The organism is Marinilabilia salmonicolor JCM 21150, assembly GCF_000259075.1.
In the GTDB taxonomy this organism is placed as follows: domain Bacteria; phylum Bacteroidota; class Bacteroidia; order Bacteroidales; family Marinilabiliaceae; genus Marinilabilia; species Marinilabilia salmonicolor.
The window spans coordinates 144,346-168,399 of sequence record NZ_AJKI01000003.1 but is presented as its reverse complement, the minus strand read 5'-3'; the positions used below and the strand labels follow the sequence as shown (position 1 = coordinate 168,399).

The 24,054-nt window shown below is 42.6% G+C and carries 19 protein-coding genes; 5 read left to right on the top strand and 14 right to left on the bottom strand.

Annotation, left to right across the window (positions count from 1 at the left end):
- Nucleotides 1-130 precede the first annotated feature (130 nt).
- From W7W_RS0104290 to W7W_RS0104275, 4 genes are all read right to left on the bottom strand, one after another.
- Nucleotides 131-628: a hypothetical protein gene (locus W7W_RS0104290; RefSeq protein WP_010662605.1), complete on the bottom strand. Its 498-nt coding sequence runs from the start codon at nucleotides 626-628 to the stop codon at nucleotides 131-133.
- Nucleotides 606-1,415 carry a hypothetical protein gene (locus W7W_RS0104285; protein WP_010662604.1) on the bottom strand — a complete coding sequence of 270 codons (810 nt, stop codon included), beginning with the start codon at nucleotides 1,413-1,415 and terminating at the stop codon, nucleotides 606-608. The genes W7W_RS0104290 and W7W_RS0104285 overlap by 23 nt, the downstream gene beginning before the upstream one ends.
- Nucleotides 1,360-2,442 carry a hypothetical protein gene (locus W7W_RS0104280; RefSeq protein ID WP_148660827.1) on the bottom strand — a complete coding sequence of 361 codons (1,083 nt, stop codon included), beginning with the start codon at nucleotides 2,440-2,442 and terminating at the stop codon, nucleotides 1,360-1,362. Before W7W_RS0104280 ends, W7W_RS0104285 begins: the two co-directional genes overlap by 56 nt.
- Nucleotides 2,443-2,566: 124 nt before the next feature.
- Nucleotides 2,567-3,979: an SDR family oxidoreductase gene (locus W7W_RS0104275; RefSeq protein ID WP_010662602.1), complete on the bottom strand. Its 1,413-nt coding sequence runs from the start codon at nucleotides 3,977-3,979 to the stop codon at nucleotides 2,567-2,569.
- Between the two features lie 186 nt (nucleotides 3,980-4,165).
- Between W7W_RS0104275 and W7W_RS0104270 the strand changes: the two genes are divergently transcribed.
- Nucleotides 4,166-4,414 carry a hypothetical protein gene (locus W7W_RS0104270; RefSeq protein ID WP_010662601.1) on the top strand — a complete coding sequence of 83 codons (249 nt, stop codon included), beginning with the start codon at nucleotides 4,166-4,168 and terminating at the stop codon, nucleotides 4,412-4,414.
- A gap of 250 nt (nucleotides 4,415-4,664) precedes the next feature.
- Here W7W_RS0104270 and W7W_RS0104265 read toward each other — a convergent pair whose 3' ends face one another.
- The 3 genes from W7W_RS0104265 to W7W_RS0104255 all read right to left on the bottom strand — a co-directional run bounded on the left by W7W_RS0104265 (nucleotide 4,665) and on the right by W7W_RS0104255 (nucleotide 10,643).
- Nucleotides 4,665-5,975, bottom strand: a complete 1,311-nt coding sequence (locus W7W_RS0104265) for a TolC family protein (protein ID WP_010662600.1) — start codon at nucleotides 5,973-5,975, stop codon at nucleotides 4,665-4,667.
- 376 nt (nucleotides 5,976-6,351) lie between these two features.
- Nucleotides 6,352-9,519 carry an efflux RND transporter permease subunit gene (locus tag W7W_RS0104260; protein WP_010662599.1) on the bottom strand — a complete coding sequence of 1,056 codons (3,168 nt, stop codon included), beginning with the start codon at nucleotides 9,517-9,519 and terminating at the stop codon, nucleotides 6,352-6,354.
- Nucleotides 9,520-9,527: 8 nt separating this feature from the next.
- A complete protein-coding gene (locus W7W_RS0104255) occupies nucleotides 9,528-10,643 on the bottom strand; it encodes an efflux RND transporter periplasmic adaptor subunit (RefSeq protein ID WP_010662598.1) in 1,116 nt (371 codons plus the stop codon).
- 603 nt (nucleotides 10,644-11,246) lie between these two features.
- Here W7W_RS0104255 and W7W_RS0104245 point away from each other — a divergent pair.
- Nucleotides 11,247-12,152 (top strand): DMT family transporter, encoded by a 906-nt coding sequence (locus W7W_RS0104245; RefSeq protein ID WP_010662597.1) that lies wholly within the window; start codon nucleotides 11,247-11,249, stop codon nucleotides 12,150-12,152.
- Here W7W_RS0104245 and W7W_RS0104240 read toward each other — a convergent pair whose 3' ends face one another.
- The gene (locus W7W_RS0104240; protein ID WP_010662596.1) at nucleotides 12,153-13,040 is read right to left on the bottom strand and encodes a DMT family transporter; all 888 of its coding nucleotides are present in this window, start codon (nucleotides 13,038-13,040) and stop codon (nucleotides 12,153-12,155) included.
- A 306-nt stretch (nucleotides 13,041-13,346) separates the two neighbouring features.
- On the opposite strand from W7W_RS0104240, the gene W7W_RS0104230 reads away from it, so the two are divergent.
- Both W7W_RS0104230 and W7W_RS0104225 read left to right on the top strand, forming a co-directional pair.
- Complete coding sequence (locus W7W_RS0104230; protein ID WP_010662594.1) at nucleotides 13,347-15,668, top strand: TonB-dependent receptor; 2,322 nt, start codon at nucleotides 13,347-13,349, stop codon at nucleotides 15,666-15,668.
- Nucleotides 15,669-15,784: 116 nt separating this feature from the next.
- Nucleotides 15,785-16,636 (top strand): DUF4249 family protein, encoded by an 852-nt coding sequence (locus W7W_RS0104225; protein WP_010662593.1) that lies wholly within the window; start codon nucleotides 15,785-15,787, stop codon nucleotides 16,634-16,636.
- A gap of 184 nt (nucleotides 16,637-16,820) precedes the next feature.
- On the opposite strand, the gene W7W_RS0104220 is transcribed toward W7W_RS0104225, so the two are convergent.
- From W7W_RS0104220 to W7W_RS0104200, 5 genes are all read right to left on the bottom strand, one after another.
- Nucleotides 16,821-17,258: an RpiB/LacA/LacB family sugar-phosphate isomerase gene (locus tag W7W_RS0104220; RefSeq protein WP_010662592.1), complete on the bottom strand. Its 438-nt coding sequence runs from the start codon at nucleotides 17,256-17,258 to the stop codon at nucleotides 16,821-16,823.
- A gap of 157 nt (nucleotides 17,259-17,415) precedes the next feature.
- On the bottom strand, nucleotides 17,416-18,705 hold the full coding sequence (locus tag W7W_RS0104215) for a galactokinase (RefSeq protein ID WP_010662591.1): 1,290 nt from the start codon (nucleotides 18,703-18,705) through the stop codon (nucleotides 17,416-17,418).
- Between the two features lie 31 nt (nucleotides 18,706-18,736).
- A complete protein-coding gene (locus tag W7W_RS0104210; protein WP_010662590.1) occupies nucleotides 18,737-19,783 on the bottom strand; it encodes a UDP-glucose--hexose-1-phosphate uridylyltransferase in 1,047 nt (348 codons plus the stop codon).
- Nucleotides 19,784-19,965: 182 nt separating this feature from the next.
- Entirely contained in the window at nucleotides 19,966-21,252 is a 1,287-nt protein-coding gene (locus W7W_RS22775; protein ID WP_010662589.1) for a hypothetical protein, read from the bottom strand.
- A gap of 147 nt (nucleotides 21,253-21,399) precedes the next feature.
- Complete coding sequence (locus W7W_RS0104200; protein ID WP_010662588.1) at nucleotides 21,400-22,188, bottom strand: ion transporter; 789 nt, start codon at nucleotides 22,186-22,188, stop codon at nucleotides 21,400-21,402.
- A 158-nt stretch (nucleotides 22,189-22,346) separates the two neighbouring features.
- Between W7W_RS0104200 and W7W_RS0104195 the strand changes: the two genes are divergently transcribed.
- Nucleotides 22,347-22,703, top strand: a complete 357-nt coding sequence (locus W7W_RS0104195) for a sodium:calcium antiporter (protein ID WP_025006772.1) — start codon at nucleotides 22,347-22,349, stop codon at nucleotides 22,701-22,703.
- Between the two features lie 215 nt (nucleotides 22,704-22,918).
- Here W7W_RS0104195 and W7W_RS0104190 read toward each other — a convergent pair whose 3' ends face one another.
- Nucleotides 22,919-24,043, bottom strand: coding sequence for a lipid II:glycine glycyltransferase FemX (locus W7W_RS0104190; RefSeq protein WP_010662586.1), 1,125 nt, complete (start codon nucleotides 24,041-24,043; stop codon nucleotides 22,919-22,921).
- Nucleotides 24,044-24,054: the final 11 nt, after the last annotated feature.

Genomic DNA, 24,054 nt, shown 5'->3' with positions numbered 1-24,054 from the left:
TAATTAAAGATAAAGGTTATTTGCTGTTTAAAGTTAAAGCTCAATCACAACATCATCTGTTGTAGTTAAAAACTACAAAGGTTTAAACGACGAAGTTGCAAACTTCGCCGAGCAGGGGAAAAGGAAAAAATCACCTACCTTTTCTTTTTGGCAAAACTTTTTTGACTACAATTTCGAACAACACAATAGCCAGACTTCCAACCATTAAAACAAACACAATTGTTGCCCAAACATCATTATGCTCAATTAAAACTTCCTGACCTCGTTGGGCTTTGACTATTTGATATTCGCCATGTTGTTTATACACCCATACTTTAACCTTATCTCCAATTGAAAACAGATCCGCATATTCGTTTTTACTATGTATAACCCTTGAATTATAGGAGTCTATTTTTAAATACATACAATTAGAAGGTCTATCAGCTCCACCAATATTTGTCAATGTGTAACTTCCATTCTTAACAATCTCAATAACTGAACCTTCAATTTGTTTATATAATGGTAATATTCTTATTCCTAAGATTATATTGGCATTAATTGTTAATATCAAAATAATCTTACTCAATAAGAAAGCATTATCCCAGGATGAACGCAATACTTTCATTTCACCTAACAACATCTTCTTCATTTTCTACAAGTTCAATTATTTTTTTTATATCAATTGATATTTTATCAATTTCGCCATTAGGTAAAATTGATTTGATCTCAGAAGAATGTTTTATTAATTCCCAAGCGTTGCTTAGAGTAATATAATCAAAGGCAAGATCTTTTATCGCTTTTTTCTTTAACAAACCTTCAATCGTTGGGGTACTTAAACTCAAATAAGTTCTAATAGATTGATATTTATCAATAAAATCTTGTCCTTTCCCATCACCAATATTTCCGATGCTCTCTCTAATTGTTTCATTTGTTAAAAGAATATTTATTGCCGCATCAACTTTGTTGATATAAGTCAAAGCATTAATCAAGGTACCCCGCAACCCAGAGGCCACAACACCAGTTGTCCCAAGAGTTGCAAAAGATGTTACAATTGTTACGGCATTACCTGCAATCCGCAGCCCCTCACTGTCTGAAGCTTTTTGTCGTAACCATGGTAACACAAAGGCCGGCATAGAAACAACCCGTTCTTCTCTTTCAGGTGGAAGCGAATAAAAATCAAGATCCTCCTCAAAATACACGACTACAGGTTCCAGAGGGTTTAATTCAACACCTGATTTGTTAAAGTAACCACAAGTATTCTGGTTCGAAACAAAAACACCTTTATCTCCATACTTCCAGGTGGGGAATTTACATCCTTTTTGCCACCAGTAATAGGGAGTTTTGTATTCATATATTGAGTTACCTAAACCACGAACCTGATTATCTACAAAGAGCTGGCCCCATGGAGTTGTTTGAAAAAAAACAATCCAAATCATCTGAAAACTCCTTCAAATATAATTTTAAAAGCTCAAAAATAAATTGTGTATAATTATCGTCGCCTCCAAAATCATTCATTATTTCATTATATTCAGCCAACAACCCAGTTTTAGAAAAATCTTCAAGAAATAGCCTGATTTGTTCCTCAGGCGTCGTTCTTATTATGTCAATAACAATCTTTTCAGCAACTTCCGGGATATTGCTTCCATCATTAATAAATCCCAACAAACTAATTCGTTGATCTTTTGTCAAAGACTCATATAAACATTGAGATGAAGTTCGTAGAATTTTTAAAACTCTTTGTCTGGTATATTGCTTACTATCATATAAGTCTTTAATGGATGTAACAAACTGTCTCTGTTGTAATTCATATTCCTGTTTGGATGGAGTTAAATAATTTAATAAATATTCAGCATTACCTTTATCCACTAAAATAAATAATCCCCCAAAATCAAGTTTCAATACTTCTCCCCTTGTTAAGTTAAGTAATGAATTAAGAATATTATCTGGTTCTTCTAATTCCAAATCTGAAGGATATTTTATCAACTCATCATCATCGTTAAGTTGAACATAAATATATCCGTATGTTATGTTATCGTATAAACCATCAAAATCTCTGACTGTTGCAGATTCATTAAACCAAGAAAAGACATCTTTTTGAAATTGCACCTTCCTATCTGAATTGTACCCACATCGGAGCATCTCAATTACATTTATTACTTTGTCATAATCATTCTTCCCTTTTAAAGCCCCCTCTTCCTCCTCCTCCGCATGCGCTAACAACACAAATTCCGGGTTATGAATCAAATCCCACTGGTACTTCCACAGCCCTGTCCCTTGAGCGGGCTTCCCATAGTCCATAAGGTTATCGGTGGAACCCCGGGGTAGCTGATAGGTACTTTTAGGGCTAAAGGGATGGCGTAGGTTAAAGGCACCGTGGGCAAGCTCGTGAGCCAGAATGTCATAATTTGTCCGGTAATCCTTTCCAAAATTAAAAATAAATCCGTAATCTCCTGCCACAGGCATAAAACCAGCTTTGTCGGGGTTGGGATGATTGATAAAGAAAAGATACAGCGTGTTTTTATCATTCCCATAAGTACGTTTGTAATACTTGTAGATGCGCCTCATTACGGAGGTGTAGCTATTTCCTCTACACCAACCGCTCCGCCATAGAATCAAAAATAAAAAAATGAAAAGGAAAAAGTACATACCAGTATAAGCGCCCGGCCAAACCTTTGGGCCTGAAAGTGGCCGTCTGAATCAAAGTATCTTCTTCAATTCTGAATTCAAGCCAAGCCTCTCCGGGCAATTTCATTTCAGCCAGCAACAGCAGCCTGCCTTCTTCTTTATTGGCATACAGTACACGCCAAAAATCGAGGGTATCACCTGCCTGAATCTCATGGACATTGGTGCGCCCCCGTTGCAATCCCACTCCACCAACCAGCTTATCAAGAAAACCACGTAAACGCCATAGCCAATTGCCAAAATACCAACCGTTGTCGCCTCCGATACTCCATATCTTGTGGATTGTATCTTCGCGATTCACAATGTTCCTACGGCGTTGATCAGTCAGGCAACCATGGGTGGGGACACTGATATAATCTGATATTTTGTAATTCAGCCGACCGCTAATGGTAGAATCCTTCCAACTGGAAACAATTTCGTTTTGTTCAATCTTCATAAAGGCACGGCGCACTGCTTCGTCATACGACAACGGATCCATGCTCAATAATTCCTTAATACGATCATCCTGAGCAACAACCTCCACTTTCATACTATCCACCAGAGCAATGGCCAATTTATAGGATGTGGCTGTCACAAAATAGAGCCAGTAAGAAGAAAGGCGTGGCGTCATCACCGGAACCGTCCAAATATGCCGTTTCAAACCCCTCACCCGTGCAAGTCCCTGCAACATATCTTTATAAGTAAGCGTTTCCGGGCCCGATAAATCAAAATGCTGGTCAAATGTTTCCCGGTTATTGATACAACCCGTTAAAACTTTTATGACATCAGAAATAGCCACCGGCTGACATTTGGTATTGAGCCACCGTGGTGCAATCATCACAGGCAGTTTTTCTACCAAATCCCGGATAATTTCAAAACTGGCACTTCCCGAACCAATAATGATTCCAGCCCGGATAGTGGTAAGCGCATAATTTCCTTTTCCAAGTTCATCTTCCACATTTTTTCGTGATTGAAGATGAGCAGATAGTGTCTTTGAATTGACAATACCGCTAAGATAAATCACCTGCCGGATATACAAATCGCTTAAAGCTTCTCTGAAATTGATGGCTGATTGTTTTTCCAACTCCTGGTATTTAGATGATGTGGCCATAGAATGAACCAGATAAAATGCACATTCAACATCGGAAGGTATTCTTTTTAAAGATGCTTTATCTGTCAAATCCAGTTCCACAATTTCTATTTTGTGCCTGACAGAGTTACCAGGAGTAAACTTTTTCTTGTCTCTTACACAACACACCACATCATGTCCCTGATCTACCAGCACAGGTAACAATCGTTTGCCAATATAACCAGTAGCCCCTGTTAAAAGTATTTTCATGAAAGTATGGTTTTTACCATTTAAAACATGACATACAGCCAGTTTGTTTCACCAGCCTCAATCAGGTGTTTACCAAATATCAGCATTATAATTTCTCAAAAAAAAATTACATCCGGAACAAAATATCTCTTCGTAAATAATTTATTCCTATACTTTTAAGTATTTTCCAGCAAACCTTATATATCAATGCAAAAAGAAAAAGATGTAATTCCGGACAAATTTATCTTGATTTTACAAAAAATTGTGCTTTACTTTGCAATATATCAAATCAAAGGAATAGGAAATATGGGACAAGTACACGAACCAAGCAACTCACAGGGTTACTCTTATGCCGGAAATGCACAAGGGCATCAATGTAAATGTGGTGGCAATTGCGGCTGCAAAACGGATGGTGCTCACGAGTGCAGTTGCGGCGGAGAATGTGACTGCAAGTAAACGCTTTCTATCTTTGGGTTTTTGAAGGAAGTGAAGTTGCCTGAAGAGAAGCCCCGGCAGGAAAAGTCCTGCCGGGGCTTTTGCTTGGCCCCCAATGGGGAGTTTTTGAGTTCTGAGTTCTGGGTTTTGAGCTCTGAGTTAAGTTGAGTTACCTCTTTCTGAAATGGGACAGCCCCGGAGGGGCGAAAGTATGGTAGAAAAAATGTTGTGACACAAAAACCAAAGCCCCGGCAGGGGTTACACACCTGACCTACTCATACTCCTCTACGATACCTCCGGTGATGCGCACCAAATCGGTATGGGTATCTACCAGGTTTAATACTGAGCGATAGTAATTTATTGAAGTCTGAAGATACCCCAGCTGCACATCCCGGTAATTAAAAGAGTTTATAGCTCCTGTCCGGAATTTCTCTTCCGATAACTCCATGTTAACGCGGGCTGTTTCCATATTTTCTTTTCCTACCTCAACCAGCTCTTTCCGAACCTGGTAGGTATCATAAAGATTGAGCAACCTGTTTTTCAAACGGTGCTTCATCTCTTCCAGGTTGGTCTGGCCAATGGCCTCTTCCATTCGGGCAATTTGTATATTCCGGTTGATACGGTCGCCATCAAAGAGGGTAAAACTCAGAGAGAAATTAGCAAAATAAGAGAAATAACCATCAGAAAACCCAGGAGTTGCACTATTGCTGTTAAGCGACTCAGGATGAACATTATGTCCGGCACCTGCCGTTGCGTTTAACGATGGATACCGGGCTCGTTGCTCCAGTACCCGCTGTTTTTCCAAAAGTGCAAGATTCACAAATTGATTCTGAATACTTCGGTTACTGTTGTCCAACTGTGCAAGCAACTCACCAAGTGCATATTCGCCTCCATCAAAATCCATTTCTCCGTCCAGCTTTAGCGATACGCTTTCATCCATACCTGCAAGGTATTTCAGCTCACGGATGGTATTGATAACAGCCACCTCCTGCTCGAGATAAGCAGTTTTATCGGTCAAATAGGCTGTACGAGCCTGTAATATCTCATAACTGGTAGCTGCTCCCAGATCCCGACGATCTTCCATATAGCCAAGTCGGTCTTCTGACAACTGCATCACCTCTTTCAACAGCTCCAATTGCTCTTTGGCCATCAGGGCACGATACCAGGCCATCACAACTGCCTGAATGGTATTCTCCACCACTAATACAAGGTTACCACCCGACAACTGTTCCATCGTTTCCAACCGGTCTTTCCTGATGTGTGCAGCAAAGCCTTTGAACAACACCCAGTTGAGTCGCACACCATTTTGCAAACTTCCGTTCTGATTATCAACATCGTAACGATCATTAAAACTATTGTTCAGACTACTCTCCCACATCAATGTTGGAAGCATACCTGCACTCCCTAAGGTATTATTCAACTCAGAGATCTCAAGGTCGGTACGGCTAACCCTGATATCATAATTGTTCTCAAGAGATTCAGAAATCAGTTGATCCAGCGTATAGCTGTTACTTTGCTCCTGTCCCGCACCGGGGAAGGCAAAAAACAGCGTTAGTATCAGATATGTGATCGTTTGTTTCACAGATTTTTTTGTTTTATATGTTCGTTTTTTGACAGATTCCTGAATCTGCCTGTTTGCCGCAAATAACGAAGGTAATTATTTACCTTCCTTTATTTTTTCACGAGTAATCTGCATCCGTTTTTAATGGTGCGGATTGGCACTCAATTCTGCTGCTTTTATTGCAATGAATCCACACCTTCCAATCGAAAAAGTTTCACCTCACTTCTCTAGTCTAGTGGCCGTCTATAAAGTATAGTAAAGTCTTCTTTTAGTCATGTGTCTGATCAGAAAGTGCCAATTGCAAGGCTTGCGAAGCCACCAAAAGCGCAGTTTACTTTCGTAAATGAGCATTTTGGTGGCGAGCGTAACGCAGCAAGTGGTACTTTATGGACAGACACTAGTCTAATTTACGATTTTTCAATACGTTTACTTTCTCCACCTCTTCGGGAGATGGCCGACGGCCGGTAAACAGCCACTTCATTAAAACCCTCACATCGTTAAGAGCCATAATAACAACCGGGAAAAAAATCAGGATAAATGCTGTTCCAAACAAAATACCATAAGCCAGTGCCATCGCCATCGGAATCAAAAACTGGGCCTGACGACTGGTTTCCAATATAATAGGATACAATCCCAGGGTGGTAGTAAGGGTCGTGAGCACAATAGGCCTAAATCTGGCCAATCCGGCCTCAAAAGCAGCATTCTTCACCGATAACCCCTCCTCCAGCAACTGATTGTATTTTTGAAGGAACACCACCGCATCGTTGACGATTACACCGGAAAGTGCCACCATTCCCCACACGCTGAGCATAGACAAAGGAATACCATGTATTGCATGTCCCCAGGCAGCGCCTAACCACCCCAGAGGAATCATCACCAACACAATAGCCCCTTGACCGAATGACCTAAAATGAAACATAATAAGAACCATAATGATTCCAAATGCCGGAAGAAAATACTTGGCAATTTCATTTTGCGATTCGGCAGCATACTTCTGTTGTCCCTGGTAGAAGTAGCTAACTCCGGGATATTTAGCCTGAATCTGTGGCATGATTTCATTGCTCACGCGCTCCAGAATTGGCGGAACCGGTTCATAAGGATCTACCAGATCGGCGTCAACGCGCATCTCACGTTTACCATTAAAGCGTTGTATTGCTACCGGACCACGTTCCAGATTATAGGTTACCAACTCGGTTAGCGGATATTCACCTTGCGGTGTCTTTATCTTCATATCTTCCAACTGACCAATTTCCTCTCTTTCTCCGGGAGGATAACGCACCCAGACTCTGATTTCATCTTTCCCCTGTTGCAATCGCTGAGCCTGTGCACCAAAGAAGGCATTTCTTACCTGGTTCATAATGGTAAACATATCCAATCCCAGATAATACGCTTTGGGTTTCAGTTTGATCCGAACTTCCTGAGCGCCGGGTGCCTCATTGTCCACAACATCGGTTAGCTCAGGAATATCCTGCAGTTCTTCCAATAAAAAGTCGCGGGCCTGGTCCAGCTCTTCCAGATTATCCCCCATAAGGCTAATGGAAACAGGTTCTCCCCAGCGGTTTCGGCCGGCAACTGAAAATTTATCCGCAGCAGGAACTGCACCTATATATTCTCTTACCCTGGTGGCAATATCAAAGGCAGATATTTCACTCCCCTCAAGATTTCTAAGGTTCACTGCAATATGACCGGCGTGTGATCCCGATTCATCGCCATCAAAGGAACTACCCATTACCAGGTAAGTATAATTCACAAAGTTAGCTGTGTCGTTATACTCCTCCATCAGTTTGTCATTTACCTCCCAAACAGCTTTTTCAAAGTCCATCAGATATTCGTATGTCTGCTTTTCTCCTTCACCGGGGGTAAATGCGACGTTCACATTGAAACTGTCGGGAGGAATATTAGGAAAGAATGTGGAAGAGATGAAACCTCCTCCAAACAAACCGATGGTTACCAGTAACAATGTCAGAGGTACCGCAAGAGCTATATGTCGGTGACGAAGAATAAATGCCAGCGACCGTCCATATAAACGATTCCGCATCCACAGTATGTAACGCTCCAGACGGTCACGAAAACGATTCCCGAAATTCACAGCCTCTTTCTTGCGCTGCAAAATATGTGGTGAGCCGATATGAGCGGGCAATACCAACGCAGCCTCAATAAGAGAAAAGGCCAGACTGGCAACAACGACAAAAGCCATTTCGCCCATCATTTCCATATTTCCCTCAATTAGCATCAGCGGAACAAAAGCGATGATGGTCGTTGATACAGAGGTGATAACCGCTGGCAACACCTCCAAAGTACCATCAACTGCAGCTTTACGGGGAGATTTACCTTTCTCAAAATGAGAAAAGATATTTTCAGCCACCACAATACCGTCATCCACCAAAATACCTACTACCAAAATCATCCCGAAAAGGGATATCATATTAATGGTAACACCATACATTCCGGCCACCAGAAACATCCCTAAAAACGATGAAGGAATCCCCCAGGCCACCCACATGGAAAGCCTGAAGCTTAGGAAAATTGCCAGAATAATAATTACCAGCAACAATCCAAAACCACCGTTTTTATACAAAAGATGAAGCCTGGAGTTCAGCAAATCAAGGAAATCAAATGTTGCAATCAGTTCGGCATCATCATGTGTCCTGTTGAACTCCTCAGCGTAATTGTGAACAAAATCGGAGATGGCCTCCAAATCCTCCGTAATCAGTTTATCAACGGATAAATATAACGCCCGGTTTCCATTGAGCCAGGCACCACTTGGGGTTTCAGAAAACTGTAAAAATACCTTTCCCAAATCACGAATACGGATAAGCCTTCCGTTTGGGTCAGCGGTCACCACATAATCGGCTATCTCATCCGGGTCAACAGTTCGTGACCTGGATCGAATAATCAGATACTGGTCGTCGCTACGCAACTGACCTCCCGACACATCCCGGTTATTTCTGGAAATGGCATTACTGATATCAGTATGTGTGAGACCGTATCTCAACAACACCTCTTCCTTAATCTCAACTGCTATTTCAAGCGCCGGATAGCCTCCAATATTAATCTGGCTCATCAGGCCGCTTGCCAGAAAATCATCCTCTATCCTTTGGGCAAGTGTTTTCAATCGCAACATATCGGCTTCCCCATACAATCCCAACCTGATGGCAGGCGTTGTAGAACGCCGTTTAAAAACAATCGGACGCTCAGCATCCACGGGCATACTTGAAATACCGTCCACAGCATTTTTTACTTCCTGCAGCACCTCATCAATATCGTATTCACCTGTGGTTTCAATATTTACCCTGGTGAAATTTTCGCGTGAGGTGGAATTAATCTCTTTAATCCCAACCAGCCCTCTGATGGCCTGCTCAATACGAACAGTAATACCCTCCTCCATCTCTTTTGGACTGGCTCCCGGATAGGTAACAGTAACGTAGATGTTACGGGTTTCCCGTTCAGGAAAGAAAGATTTTTTTAATTGCAAAAAACCAAAAATCCCCGATACAAGAATTACCACAATAAACAGGTTGGCATAAAAAGGGTATCGTACAAATGTTTCTATCAGTCTGCGCATAACTCTCTTTATCGAAGAATTTTATAGATTGGATTTCCTGTAACATTCAACAACGGCTCTACCACCAGTTCTTCTCCCTCATTCAACCCTCTCAGGAAAAGTGTCTGATCATTCCGCTTCACAATTTCAATAGGCTTTTCAATCAACCGCATCTCCTCGAGAACATACACATGATTGTTATTAAATACAGCATTCCGGGGCATCTCCATCACCTCCTTTACCTTACTTCCATACAGATGAGCGGTCAGATACATTCCGTCAAATAATCCATGGCTTCCCGGAACAGATACAAATACACTAACTGCCTGCGATGAGGGATTGACCACCGACCCAATACGCTTCACAACACCTTTCCATGCGGCTGAAGAGTTATCATTCTCTACCTGCACAGAGTCACCCACTGATATAAACCTGACTTCATCCAGAATTACGGGTACTTCCAACTCATAAACATCTGTGCGAACGATGGTTGCCAACTGACTTCCTGGGTTGACCACCACACCCGGATCCTGCATAATATTATTGAAGGCACCGGTAAACGGAGCTTTTATCTGATGTTTCTCAAGTCGTGCCTGATCTGCCAAAATGGAATAATAATCGCTGATAATGTTCCGCGACGCGAGAAAAATACGCTCTTTGGATGACTGAGGTTCAGGCATCTCCGGCAAGGGTTTCTCAATATTGATGTTTTCAAAAAAAGCTTCCCAACGAGAAAAGGAATCAGGGAAATCAAGACGCAAGTCGGGTAGGATTACCGCCAAACTTTGAAGGAAACGACTTTTACGAGCTTTCAGGCCTAAGGGAAACTCAGGGTTGACCACTTCTGCCAAAATCTGTCCTTTCTGAAATTTCTGGCCATTGCGAAAAGGGACATCCCCTTCACTCAACCGACCCGTAACCTCAGAACTCACCACCACCTCATTTAAAGCATGCAATCGGCCTGATGAAGATACCACAGCCTGCAAATCCTTATACTGAACCGTTTCTGCTTTCACATAAACATCCACCTGAGGCTTAGGGGTTGGTTTGGGTTCCTTTTTGAGCGAAAACAACACAAACATTACAACAACACCAGCTAAAACAATCCCTGCTGCAATGGCGAAAATCCAGATTTTCCTTTTCATTCGTATAAAATTTACTTATTATGGTTGGATGAAACTCGCAATCCTTTTATACATGCTCTTTAGTGGCAAGTTTCTTTGTAAACAAAGCGGCAAAGCCGAAGGAGGAATCAAAGTTCCATGCTCGTTTCATCCATTTAAAACTTTATAATTATCTGATAAACATCTATTTAACAACTTAAAAACAAATAGAACCGCTTCGCTCTCTTATAATATTCTTTAAACATATTCCTATTGTGGCCAGCTTTTCTATTCTCGTCATTAATGCCCAATAATCTCTGCACCGGCTATAATTTTACAGTTAGCATAGACCTGCAAAAACACAAATCGTTTAATTTAGTACCAACAATAAAACCAAGCTTTTTTAGCCTTTGATAAGAATTGCCAAATATAAAGCTTTCAAAGTTCTTGAATCCAGGGAGTTTACATTTTTTGCAAACAACTGATTCAAAACAGAGAACAATGTGCCACATTGAGCCTGTCGAAATGCAGTAATTGGTGTTTTCTTGCAAAGACAAATTAGTTTCTGTGAATATCGGGTTTAATTTGCCCCAAAATTACTTTCTTTAACGCCTCAAACCATACAAAGTTCAGAATTAAATTCACATGGAATACATCACATCGCATCTTGGGGAGCTTGCAGCCCTTGTCACTGCAATCTGCTGGACAGCCACCAGCATGGCCTTTGAGTCGGCCGGGAAAAAAGTCGGGTCTTTATCGGTCAACCTTATCCGTCTGGTGATGGCATTGGTGTTGCTGGGCATTTTTACCACCATTACACGTGGTCATTTCTGGCCGATAGATGCAGGTATGCACGCCTGGTTTTGGCTAAGTCTCTCAGGACTGGTAGGCTTTGTGATTGGAGATCTTCTGCTTTTCCAGGCTTTTGTAGTCATTGGTGCCAGGGTTTCCATGCTCATTATGGCTCTTACCCCTCCCCTGGCTGCACTGTTTGGCTGGCTCATTTTGGGTGAACAAATGACATTGATCAATACCTTTGGAATGGTTCTGACGATAATTGGAATTGCTTTGGTAATACTGGGTCGCCCTATGAAAGGCAAGCGGTTATCCCTGAACTTTCCTCTGGCGGGCCTGCTACTGGCTTTTGGCGGAGCTGCAGGCCAGGCCCTCGGACTCGTTCTTAGCAAGCTGGGAATGGGAGATCTGGATGCTTTTATGTCCACCCAAATACGCGTTATTGCCGGAATCGTTGGTTTTGTTCTTGTCTTTTTTGGCTGGCGCCGATGGGGCAATGTGTGGGCCGCACTGAAGAACAAATCAGCCATGGGCCGCATCGGTATCGGAGCATTCTTTGGTCCGTTTCTGGGTGTTTCTTTCAGTCTTCTGGCCGTTAAGTACACCACCACCGGAATTGCCTCCACACTGATGGCCCTGACGCCTGTTATGATAATCCTGCCTGCCCGGTATATTTTTAAGGAGAAGATTACCACCAAGGAAGTTATCGGGGCATTTATTGCTGTTGTGGGGGTTGTAGTGTTTTTTGTGTTTTGATCACCCCATCAACAACAACACAATACCAACCAAAATTCCTCCCAGATAAATCGCCTTTTTCTTGACATTCTTTTCCCCATACATCAGCGCACCAAACACGAATGGAACAATTACACTGCTGCGACGAAGTGCGGAGATAACTGAAATGAGCGATTCTGGCTCACTGATGGCATAAAAATAGAAGAAATCGGCAATGACCAGAAAGAGGCCGATGAGGGGAATGGTCCACCGCCAGAAAAATGGCGTGCGAGAGGGTCGTTTACGGCGAACAATCCACAAAATGGGAAGCAACAACGCCACCTGATAAAATGAGAACCAGGCCTGTACAGCCACTCTGTCCATCTGACGAAGAATGTGTTTATCGTAGAGCGCACTGACAGCTCCTGCAAGGGTACCTATAATCACAAACCACATCCATTTATTGTTACGAAAGGAAAGACCTTCGAGTTTTCCGACTGTGGAAAAACGAAAAAAGAAAAAGAGCGTCAGTAACAACCCGCTCCACTGGAAGAAATTTAGTTGTTCTCCGAAAATAATGAGGGCTCCAATTAAAGTCCACAAAGGCCCTGTAGCCCTGACAGGCGTCACAATGGTCAGTGGTAAATGCTTCAATGCAAAATAATTAAAAACCCAACTGGTGAGTACAATTGCGGTTTTCAGCAATACCATCCAGTGCTCTCTGGCTGTCATAGACGGGACATGCAACATGGCTTCAGGTTCAATCACTCCCTGATTCGACAATATCAGTAACGGAAGAAATATCAGACTACTGGTCAGCGCACCAAAAAACAGCACGGGCCACACAGCATTCTCTTTCAGTGAAACCTTTTTGAGTATATCGTAAAATCCAAGAAAAAATGCAGATGCAAGTGTTAGTATCAGCCACATGGTGCAATTATCAGTGTTCAATTATCAATGATCAATTATCAGTGTGCAATAAATGGTGTGACGGCTGGTACCTCTTCGGCACACCAGATTTTGCCTGCAAAGGTAGCAAAATATCCTATCAGGTTAATTTCGCAGTTCGCCGGGCCCAATAGGCTGCTCATCCAATTTGCCTATCAATACTATAATATATTCTCTACTTTTGCAGGCATAAACAGGAAGAAATCACGAATGGTTTTTGTTATTCCGTGAAAAATGTAATTCTTTTTTTTAATAAACGCTTAAACCAAAATTACCTAATACCTTTTTATGAAACGATATTTATGGACGCTCCTGTTTTGGATTCTTTGTTCCCCAATCATCTTCGCACAAAATAATTTTACCATCAGTGGATATGTAAAGGACAAGGATACAGGAGAGACACTGATTGGAGCAACCATTTACGTTAAAGAACTTCTGGCAGGAACCACCTCCAACGACTATGGCTTTTACTCCCTGACCATCCCTTCCGGAAAATACAATATTGAGTATGGATTTGTAGGATATGCCAGCAGGCAGGAATCTCTGGATTTGCACAGCAACATCAAGATGAATGTAGATCTTGCTCCCACCACTATTGAGCTGGGGGCAGTCGAAATCAAAGGAAGAGCCAATGACCACAATCTCAAAAGCACTCAAATGAGCATGGTTCAGATGGATGCCCAAACCCTGAAAAATCTTCCGGTGATTTTTGGGGAGTCGGATCTGATGAAGTCCATTCAGATGATGCCTGGTATACAAACACCGGTGGAAGGAAGCAGTGGTTTTAGTGTCCGTGGAGGTGGAATGGATCAGAACCTGATATTGCTGGATGAAGCTACGGTTTACAATCCCAGTCACCTGATGGGGTTTTTCTCTGTATTCAATTCTGATGCGGTAAAAGATGTGACGCTCTACAAAGGAGATATTCCAGCTTCTGCCGGAGGCCGGCTGTCTTCTTTACTCGATGTAAAAATGCGCGATGGCAATAAAAAAGACTTCAATGCAGAAGGAGGCTTAGGCCTGATATCAAGCCGACTGACACTGGAAGCGCCTATCAAAAAAGACAAAGGCTCCTTCATCCTTTCGGGACGCAGAACTTATGCCGATGTATTCCTGAAATTATCTCCTGATTCGGCCATCAACAACAACACCCTCTTTTTCTATGATCTGAATGCCAAACTCAATTATGAGCTCAACAGCAACAACCGGATTTTTCTAAGTGGCTATTTTGGAAAAGACAAATACGGATATGCCGATGATATGGGAATGAACTGGGGCAATGCCACTTTTACGGCCCGCTGGAATCACCTTTTTTCCGATCGGTTGTTCTCCAACCTCACACTTCTGTACAGTAAATACAACTACCAGGTGGAGGTCAATGATGGTAGCCCTACATTTGACTGGACCTCATACCTGGAGAACCTGAGTGCCAAATACGACTTCAGCTGGTTAATGAGCCCTGCCACCACAATCCGTTTCGGAGGCCAGGCCATCAGGCATTTTATTCAGCCGGGACGCTTCGAAGTATCCAACCAGGTGAGTGACTACAAAGTGCCGGACAATAAAGCCCTTGAGTATGGTATTTATCTTCTTGGGGAACAAAAAATTGGCGACAAGTTAAAAATAAATGCAGGGCTGCGATTCTCCGCGTTTCAAAATATGGGCAAAGCAACGGTTTACCGTATCGATGATAACTTCCAGGTTTCAGACACTGTGAATTATGGTCACAACAAAATTTTCAACACCTACACAGGTTTGGAACCCAGAATGAGTGCGCGCTTCCTGCTGAATGAGCAAAACTCGCTCAAAGCCTCCTACAGTCGTACCTACCAATACATACAGTTGGCTTCTAACTCTACCAGTGGCACACCACTGGATGTATGGTTTCCGGCTTCGGAGCATGTAAAACCTCAAATATGCGACCAGGTATCTGTAGGATGGTTCCGGAACTTCAGCAACAATACTTACGAGGCTTCCGTTGAAACTTTTTACAAATGGATGGATCATCAGATAGATTTTGACCCCAATGCCAATCTGATGCTCAACAATCAGCTGGAGAAAGACATTCGCTTTGGTGAGGGACACTCTTACGGAGCTGAATTTCTTCTTAGAAAAAATGAAGGCGATCTCACCGGCTGGATTGGCTATACCTGGTCACGGGCATTCCGTCAGTTTCCTGACATCAACAATGGAAAAGAATACCGGGCCAACTACGACATTCCACACAATCTGAACATCATCCTCAATTATCAAGTATCTCAAAGAGTAGGAATATCCTCGGCCTGGACCTACCGCACAGGAGCACCTATCACCTATCCCACCATGCGATTCAGACACGCCGATTCCAGCCTGCCCATTTATGGAGATAAAAACAGTGCCAGACTGCCCGATTATCACCGACTCGATTTATCAGTCACCATCAAAGATAAAAACAAACCCGACCGTAAATGGGAAGGTGAATGGCACATCGGAGCCTACAATGCATACAACCGTGCCAACGCCTATTCGGTGCAATTCGAAGAAGATCCGGATACCCCAAATAAAATGAAAGCCTACAAAACGGTTATGTTTCGCATTGTGCCATCGGTCACCTATAATTTTAAGTTTTGAAGTTAGAGACTGGATCTTAGAGGTTAGATGTTGGAAGTTAGAGCTTAGACGTTGTAGGTTGTAAGCTGGATCTTAGAAGTTAGAAGCTGGAGGTTAGAAGTTAGAAATTTGAGAATATGAAAAATAAACATTTTGAAGTAATGAATTCGTTTAAGAAAATTATATTTCCTGTTCTAGTGATTATATCTACCATTGCCTGTGAACGCATCGCCTTTGATCCGGGTATAGAAATCCTGAATGAGGAGTTACCGGTGGTGTACGGCATATTGGGCAAGCATCCCGATTATCGTACCATTGAACTCACACGCACTGCCCCTTATATGGACGGATCGAAAATTGCAACAATCGATAATGCAGAGGTGACTGTTTCAGATGAGCAAACCACCTATTCATTTGAATGGATTGGAAATGGACAATACATTGCTCCTGAAAATTTTCAACCGGGAATAGACACCACCTATTATCTGAATATAGAAATTGATGAAGAAGTTTATGCAGCTCAATCCATCATGCCTCCCTCTGTTAACATGCATTCGCTAAAAGTGCAGAAAGACCGGTGGGAAACAGACGACAATAACATATATGAAGTCACCGGCTGGGTGAAAGACAACGAGCGGGAAGATGAAAGATTTCTTTTTAAATACACCATCAACGATATCCGGTATGATTCGGTGCAGGTCTGGTCACATTATACCGATCAGCTGAGCAACAACCTTTGGCTTGAGGATGCCCAACTCTTTGGAAACATAGAAGCCAATCCCGGAGACACCATTGATGTTTATGCATTGTCTGTAAGCACAGAATACTATAACTTTGTTCAGGCCGCTGAGAAAAACCGGGTCAGCGCCAACCCGTTCACCCCTCCGCCGGGAGTCCCTATCACCGGAAACATCAGGAATGGTGCTCTGGGAATTTTTCAGGTTTCTGCAATTGTGCAGCAAACCGTTACGGTTCCTCAAAAAGAATAGTCGTTGGTATTTTCTTGCAAAGACTAATTAGTGCCCGTCTATAAAGTCCAACTTCTGCGTTGTTGCTCAAAATCTAAATCCTCAAATACATTAGTATTCTGCGGTTTAGATTTTTCACACGCCTTGAATTTGAACTTTCTAGTTCAAACACGTGAAAAACGCTTAGTTTATGGACAGACACTAATTACAAATCGATTTTATCAATACGCCGCTGATGTCGGCCACCTTCAAATTCAGTAGTCAGAAAAGCATCTATGATATCTTTGATCTGGTCTGCTTCGAGAAAACGGGCAGGCATGGCACAGATATTGGCATCATTGTGAGCCCTTCCCAGACGTGCAATTTCGGGATTCCAGCTGTAAGCAGATCGAACACCTTTATGCTTATTCAGAGTAATATTGATGCCATTTCCGCTTCCGCAAAACGCAATCCCCTGTTTCAATTCTCCTCCTGAAATGGCCTGCCCCAGAGGATGTGCAAAATCGGCATAATCAGCACTTTCTGCCGACGGAGCACCGAAATCTTCCACCGTAAATCCCTTCCCTTCGAGGTATTTTTTGGCCATTTCTTTCATGTCGTATCCGGCATGATCAGAAGCAATTCCAATAACTTTGTTTTTCATTTTCTGCAAATAAACAAAATATCAAAAATGTGTAAACAACCGGAGTGGAAGTCTTACCACCTCCGGTGGTTATACAAAAGTATGGTTATTTTCCCGGGCTTTAAAAAAATCATGATTTTTTTCACCCTTTTAAAAAAATATGTCCTCTTTGAAATGATTAAAGTTCCACTTTTATGGATCCCTCTGGCCTGATAAACATGGTATGACATTTTCCCTGCCCATAAACATGTTCCAGCGTTGCCACATATTCCTGCAAGCTCTCCTGAGGGACAAAAGCCTGAATGGTGCCACCAAAACCACCTCCATGAACCCGCCAGGCACCTTTGCCTTTCAGCACCATTTCACTAAGGGCCAGCCCCAGAGATACTACCTGTTCCTCCTTATGGGTGATGTCATAGATATTCTGATTGTACATGTAGGAGCTTTGACCCGATTCAACCACCATCTTCAGGAATGCCTGAAAATCATTATTTTCCAGTGCCTCCACCTGATCGGCCACCCGCTGGTTATCACCCTGAAAATGAATCGCACGCAGAATAGCGCGATCTCCGGTTTTATCACGGATTTCCGGGATTTTTTCCACTATTTGCTCAAGACTGACCTCACGGAGTACCCCGGCTCCCAATTCCCGGGCTACCGATTTCATCTCTGTGGGAAGCGAAGCATATTCCTGTTGGGAAGCGGGATCATCGTGTCCCCCTCCCACATCAGTAATCACCAAGGAGTAACCGGAGGAAACGAAATCAAAATCAATGGGTTTTACTATTGGTTCAGCTGGATCTTTAAAATCAATGGTAATCAAACCACCTACCGAACAGGCTGTTTGATCCATCAGGCCACAAGGTTTTCCAAAGAAATTGTTTTCCGCCCACTGCCCGATAATAGCATTCTCAACCGCATCCATCTTTCCATCGTTAAACAAATGATTGACGATGGCTCCAATCAAAACTTCAAACGAGGCAGATGAACTGAGTCCGGAGCCTTTAGGCACCCGACCTTCGATGCAGGCATCAAAACCACCTGCTTTATATCCATTGGCCTTCATTTTAGCCACAATTCCACGGACCAAAGCCGTGGAGGTATAATGCTCTTTTTCATCAGGCTCCAGATTGGATAGATCTACCTGAAACTCTGGGTATCCTGCCGACTTAATTCGAACGATATCTGTGCCGTTGGGCGCAGCAACTGCGATATTGTCCAGGTTGACAGCTCCTGCCAGTACACGCCCGTGGTTGTGGTCGGTATGGTTTCCACCTATTTCAGTCCTTCCGGGAGAAGAAAACAATTCCACATCATCCTGACCAAAGAGAGATCTGAATTCCTCCATCAATTGGGTGTAACGTTCAGCCTGAGTTTTCAATTCGCCGGCATCGGTTCCGTACAAGCGCTGAAACGCTTTATTGTCACCATTATTAATGCGCTGAACAAGGGATTCTATTTTTGCCATAATACGATTATTTTTTGGATTATTGTCCAAATTACTTCGTTTTGTAATGTTCTGCAGGCAGACTTCGGAGTCTTTCAGCACTCTGCTCAGCCGTAATGTCCCGCTGGGGATTGGCCATCATTTCATAACCAACCATAAACTTTTTGACGGTAGCCGAACGAAGCAACGGTGGATAAAAGTGCATGTGCAGATGCCACTCGGGATGCTCTTCTCCATCAGTTGGAGCCTGATGCACACCCGCCGAGTACGGGAAAGAAGTTTCGAAAAGATTATCGTACATCACAGTCAGCTTTTTATAGCAATCAGCAAAAGCCTTTTTATCCTCATCCGACAGCTGTATCAGATTTGCCACTTCCTTTTTGGGAAGAATCATCGCTTCAAAAGGCCAGGTAGCCCAGAAGGGAACCAATGCTACAAAATAATCATTTTCAACCAGAATCCGTTCTTTTAGCTCCAATTCTCTTTTCACATAATCGCCTAACATCGTTCGCCCATGTTTCTGATAATAGGCTTTTTGCCGCTCCTGCTCTTTAGCTGGTTCACCGGGGATGGAATTCTGTGACCAGACTTGCCCATGCGGATGAGGATTACTGCATCCCATAATGTCTCCCTTGTTTTCAAATATCTGCACATAATTGACAAAATCGAGTTTTCCCAATTCACGGTACTCATTCTGCCAAAGATCAATTACTTTTTTGATATTCGTCACATCCATCTCGGGAATAGTCAGATCGTGGCGCGGCGAGAAACAAATCACTTTACAAAAACCCTGTTCACTTTTGGCATAGAACAACTCTCCATCCGAAAATTCGCCATTGGGGACATCAGGCACCAAAGCACTGAAATCATTTTGAAAAACGAAGGTGTCGGCATAATCGGGATTCTTTTGTCCCCCTGACCTTTCATTTCCCGGACACAAATAACACTTCGGATCGTATTCGGGTCGTCTTTCCTCATTGAGGTTCTCCACTTTTCCCTGCCAGGGACGTTTAGTGCGATGTGGTGAAACCAGAATCCATTCACCGTTCAGCGGGTTAAACCGGCGATGTGAATGCTCTGTAAAATTAAACTTTTCCATAGATTGTGTGAGTTTGCTTAAGAGCCCGCTAATTTAAAAAGTATTTTTTACTTTTTAAACTTATTTTGCAAAGAAATACCGCCAAACAGATAAAATCCAGCATTCTAATAAAAAAAAACCACCCTTCCCCGGCGCGATTAGGCAATCCCGGGAAGAGTGGATCTATCTGTTTTCCGTATAAATTAAAATCTGGTATTCACAACATTCGAAAATTCAGAACCAAAACGATAAGAAATCCCCACATTGGTATAGATTTGATAGCTGGTGGATTGCGCCCTTTCCTGAAGCAGGAGTTCTTCCAGAGTTGCTTCTCCGGCAGGGATGGTCAACAAATCGTTTGTCAAATCAAGGTCGCTTCGAAAACTTAGCGAAAGACCTTTGATCAACCGCAGATTGAACCCGGAGTAAAACTCCAGCCGGTTGGCATCAAAATCATGAAAATAATGAGACCCCTTAATTCCTCCCCAAAGAGCCCCCCAGGGTTGATCAAAGTCAACAGCTATGCGCAAGGCATGCTTAAAAAGAGTCTCCTGCTTTTTTAGAAATATTGTCTCCTCCAGATAGTAATTCTGGGCAGCCCCCATGGTATATGCAAAAGTGATGGCTTTTTCAGTAGCTTCAGAATAAGGATAAAGACTGTATTCAATACCTGGTGTGGGTTCTATATTGAACTTCATGTTATGAAAAGTGCTGGCCAGCATATTCAAAAACAAACCAGCCGACCAGTGCTGCCCCAGGCTTCGAATCATATACCCCTGAAAACCATGACGATAATTATGACTTTCTCTTTCTCCGTCCTCCTCAGAAATATAACTACTATTGTTCAGATTAAAATAGGGTCGCATTCTCATTTTCCACTCATCAGATACTTTATCAGCATAAAATCCCCAACGGGAATTAAACTTGGTTTGGGATGCCTCTTTATACAAATTAGCCCCACCATAAATTTCAAATACCCAGTTCTTCCAGGGATCTTCGACGGGTTTTCGATCCATATTCATTATACTGTCACTGATATTCACGGTAATTAAACTGTTCAACCCGGTATTTGCCAGATAAGGTGCCAGTCCCAACTTCAGGCGTTCTATCAATCCGCGTCGGGTATCATCCTGTGTATTGGAGGCTGGGGCCCAATAGGTGATTTCATTGTTCATCCCTTCAAATTGTTGACGGCCCAGAAAACTTATGACATAGTTTTCACCGCCTGCACCTGACCGCTGACGACTGATTTTCACATGTACCTGCGATACCTGAGGATCCCGAACATAATTGATTACCGGAAGCGACTCCCGAATGTATTGATTGAAATATGGAAAATCTAAAAAGACGGAGATAATGTCAACAGCATGGACCTCTCCGGGCTCATCACAACTTTTTGCCTGTTGATGTGTAAAAAGAAACAAGGTCGCAATAATAAAAGATAACCGAATCGAAAAATGAAATCCCAATTCACGCAAACGAAAAATCATAGTAATAAAGTGAAGTTTTAAACTAATAACCTTTGGGAAGGAGAGTTATATTTTCAGCAATCGATTGCAAAGATAATATACGGAGTAATACAAACCAAGACAGAGCCCCAATCAAACATCCTAATATACTGTTCTGTAACGGAATTTTCATCTTAAAACCTCACCGCAGTGACTGCAATAACTGGCATCCGATAAATTTTCCCTGCCACATTTGTTGCATCTGACGCGAATATTGTTCTGACGTGATATCTCTGCTGTCACGATTCCTGTAGGAACGGCAATAATGGCGTAACCAATAAGCATAACGAAGGAAGCAATAAATTTTCCCAAATCGGTCTGAGGTACTAAATCACCATATCCCACCGTGGTAATGGTAATGATTGCCCAGTAAATACTCTTGGGTATGCTGTCAAACCCCTCATCAGCACCCTCGATAACATACATGAGTGTTCCCAAAAACAATACAAGAATAAGAATAGCCGTAAAAAAAATGGTGATTTTATACAAACTTGATTTTAAAGAGCTGGCTAAAGTTTTTGCCTCCGAAGTAAATCGAGCCAATTTCAGCACTCTGAAAACCCGGATAAACCTTAAAAAACGAATAACAAACAACAATTGTGCAGCAGGAAAAAGGACACTCAACCAGGAAGGAATGGCTGCCAGAAAATCAATCACACCCCAAAAACTGAACACATATTTTTTAGATTTGGGGCTAATATATATCCGTAACAAATATTCGAGGGTAAAAAGAGAGGTAAAAAACCATTCAACCCTTTCTAAAAAACCACCAAAACGAATATTCATAACAGGTACACTCTCAAACAACACCGTGAGAACACTGAGAAGAATGGCCCAGAGCAAAACCACATCAAAGGTTTTTCCAGCTTTGGTATTCGAATAAAAAACAATGATGTTTAATCGGTTCCTGAGACTCATGGCAACATTTTTTCTCTAAATTAATAGAAAAAGCGCAAACAACATATCTTAGAATGGATGTATATGTGTTTTTAGGTTGATAAATTCATTGTTTATGGTAATAGGATTGGTCCTCCTTCTTATAAGAGGCTGCTGGCTAGTGGACGGTGCACCAGCGCTTGCCAGAAAATAACAAATATGAACCGGCCATCGGACTCTCCATCGTGGCAGCCGAAACTTCACCGCCAGAGCTGGTAACCTCACAGGATTCGGTGAAAAACAAAAGCAACGACATAGCCATGGACAACATCCTCGGTTCCAATACATTCAACATTTTTCTAATTCTGAGAATCAGTGCCAACATTCGCCCAATGCCTTTTAGTATTGCATTCAACACTGACTTTACAATTTTACTGGGAGCAACTGTAGCCCTTTTTATTGCCATATTCACAGGTGTCAGGAAAAAATCTGATCGATGGGAAGCGGGACTTTTTGTGGCGTTTTTTGCAGGGTATATGGTCTGTCTGGCGCCATGATAGCAGAGAGCGTGGGCAATGGGGCATTCTAACCATCATGTGTGATCTTTCACATTTCAGATACACAGAAAATTGATTGGCCTAAGGTTAAAGTCAGGTTTGGTTTTTTAAAGATTAAAATACTAGCCGCTAAAAGCCGAATATTACAGACAAAACCAAAAATACTCATAGGCCTTATATGGTTTAATCTTTTTTAAGCGGTTTATCCCCTTTTATCAAAGATGATAACCGGTAGCATTCATTTCTGCCAACCGATATTGCTCATAACCTTCCTCATCAAGAGAATAATCCCAGCAGCCCTGTCGGTGTACCTTTGATCCGCCAAATCCGGTTTTAAAGCGATAAAGTCCGTACATAGGATGTTCGGGATCCGGCGTTGGAGAAATACCAAACATATCATACTCTTTGCACCCTGCTGTTTTGCTGTGCTGAATAGCTCCCCACTGAAGGGCATGACTTGCCTGAAGATTCCTGTCTTGACCACTGGAAGCTCCATACAAATAGGTGGCCCTTTCTCCTGAACGGGCCAAAAACATTCCGGCATAAGCCTCCCCATCTTTCTCTGCAAGAAGCAAATCCACCTCACCCGGTGATTTTGTATCATCGGCACGTGTCTGAAACACCTGTTCAAAGAAAGACAAATCATTCGCTGCCAATCGGTTCCGGGTGTATGTCTCATCATATAAACGAAACCATTTATCCAGTTCATCCATACCGGCACGTCGCACTTCAACACCTTTTCTCTGGGATAAGCGAATATTGTAGCGTGTTTTTGACTTCATTTCAGAAAGCAGGGCATCCTCCTCTTTATCCAAATCCAACATCACAGTATGCGCAGGAAGCATATCGGAAGGTGCTTTACGCAGATTAAAATTTCTGGTATCAAAATTCATGCGCATCTCCTGAACATAGGCATCAGGAGGCCCCAGCCACATTCCATCTTCCGAAAAATATTCCTCCTCTCTGGCCCAGGGAGATTCCCAACAAAGATCATATCGAATAAACAGACAATCTTCAGGAAGAAAATTCCGCAGCTGCTCTGAGATCTCTTCCAGCCAAATACCGCGTCGTTCTTCGTCGGGCAACTGTTCGGGGCCAAAAGGTACATAAGCCATGTACCGTCCGCCACCAATAGCACGCAAGGTAATGAGTATATCACCTTCCCGCTCATGCTTCCTCAAGCGGGTGCCCGAAAATGCCTCACTTTTTCCCAATGAAAGATCAAAAGCATGAGTTCCCCATCCCTGCTTATTTTTCAAACGGGCCCAAAAGGCAGTCTGTTGTAATACATTGGTTGGAATAATCTCCCTCGTTGGTTTTGGTTCAATATCTACATTCATGACTTCCTTGC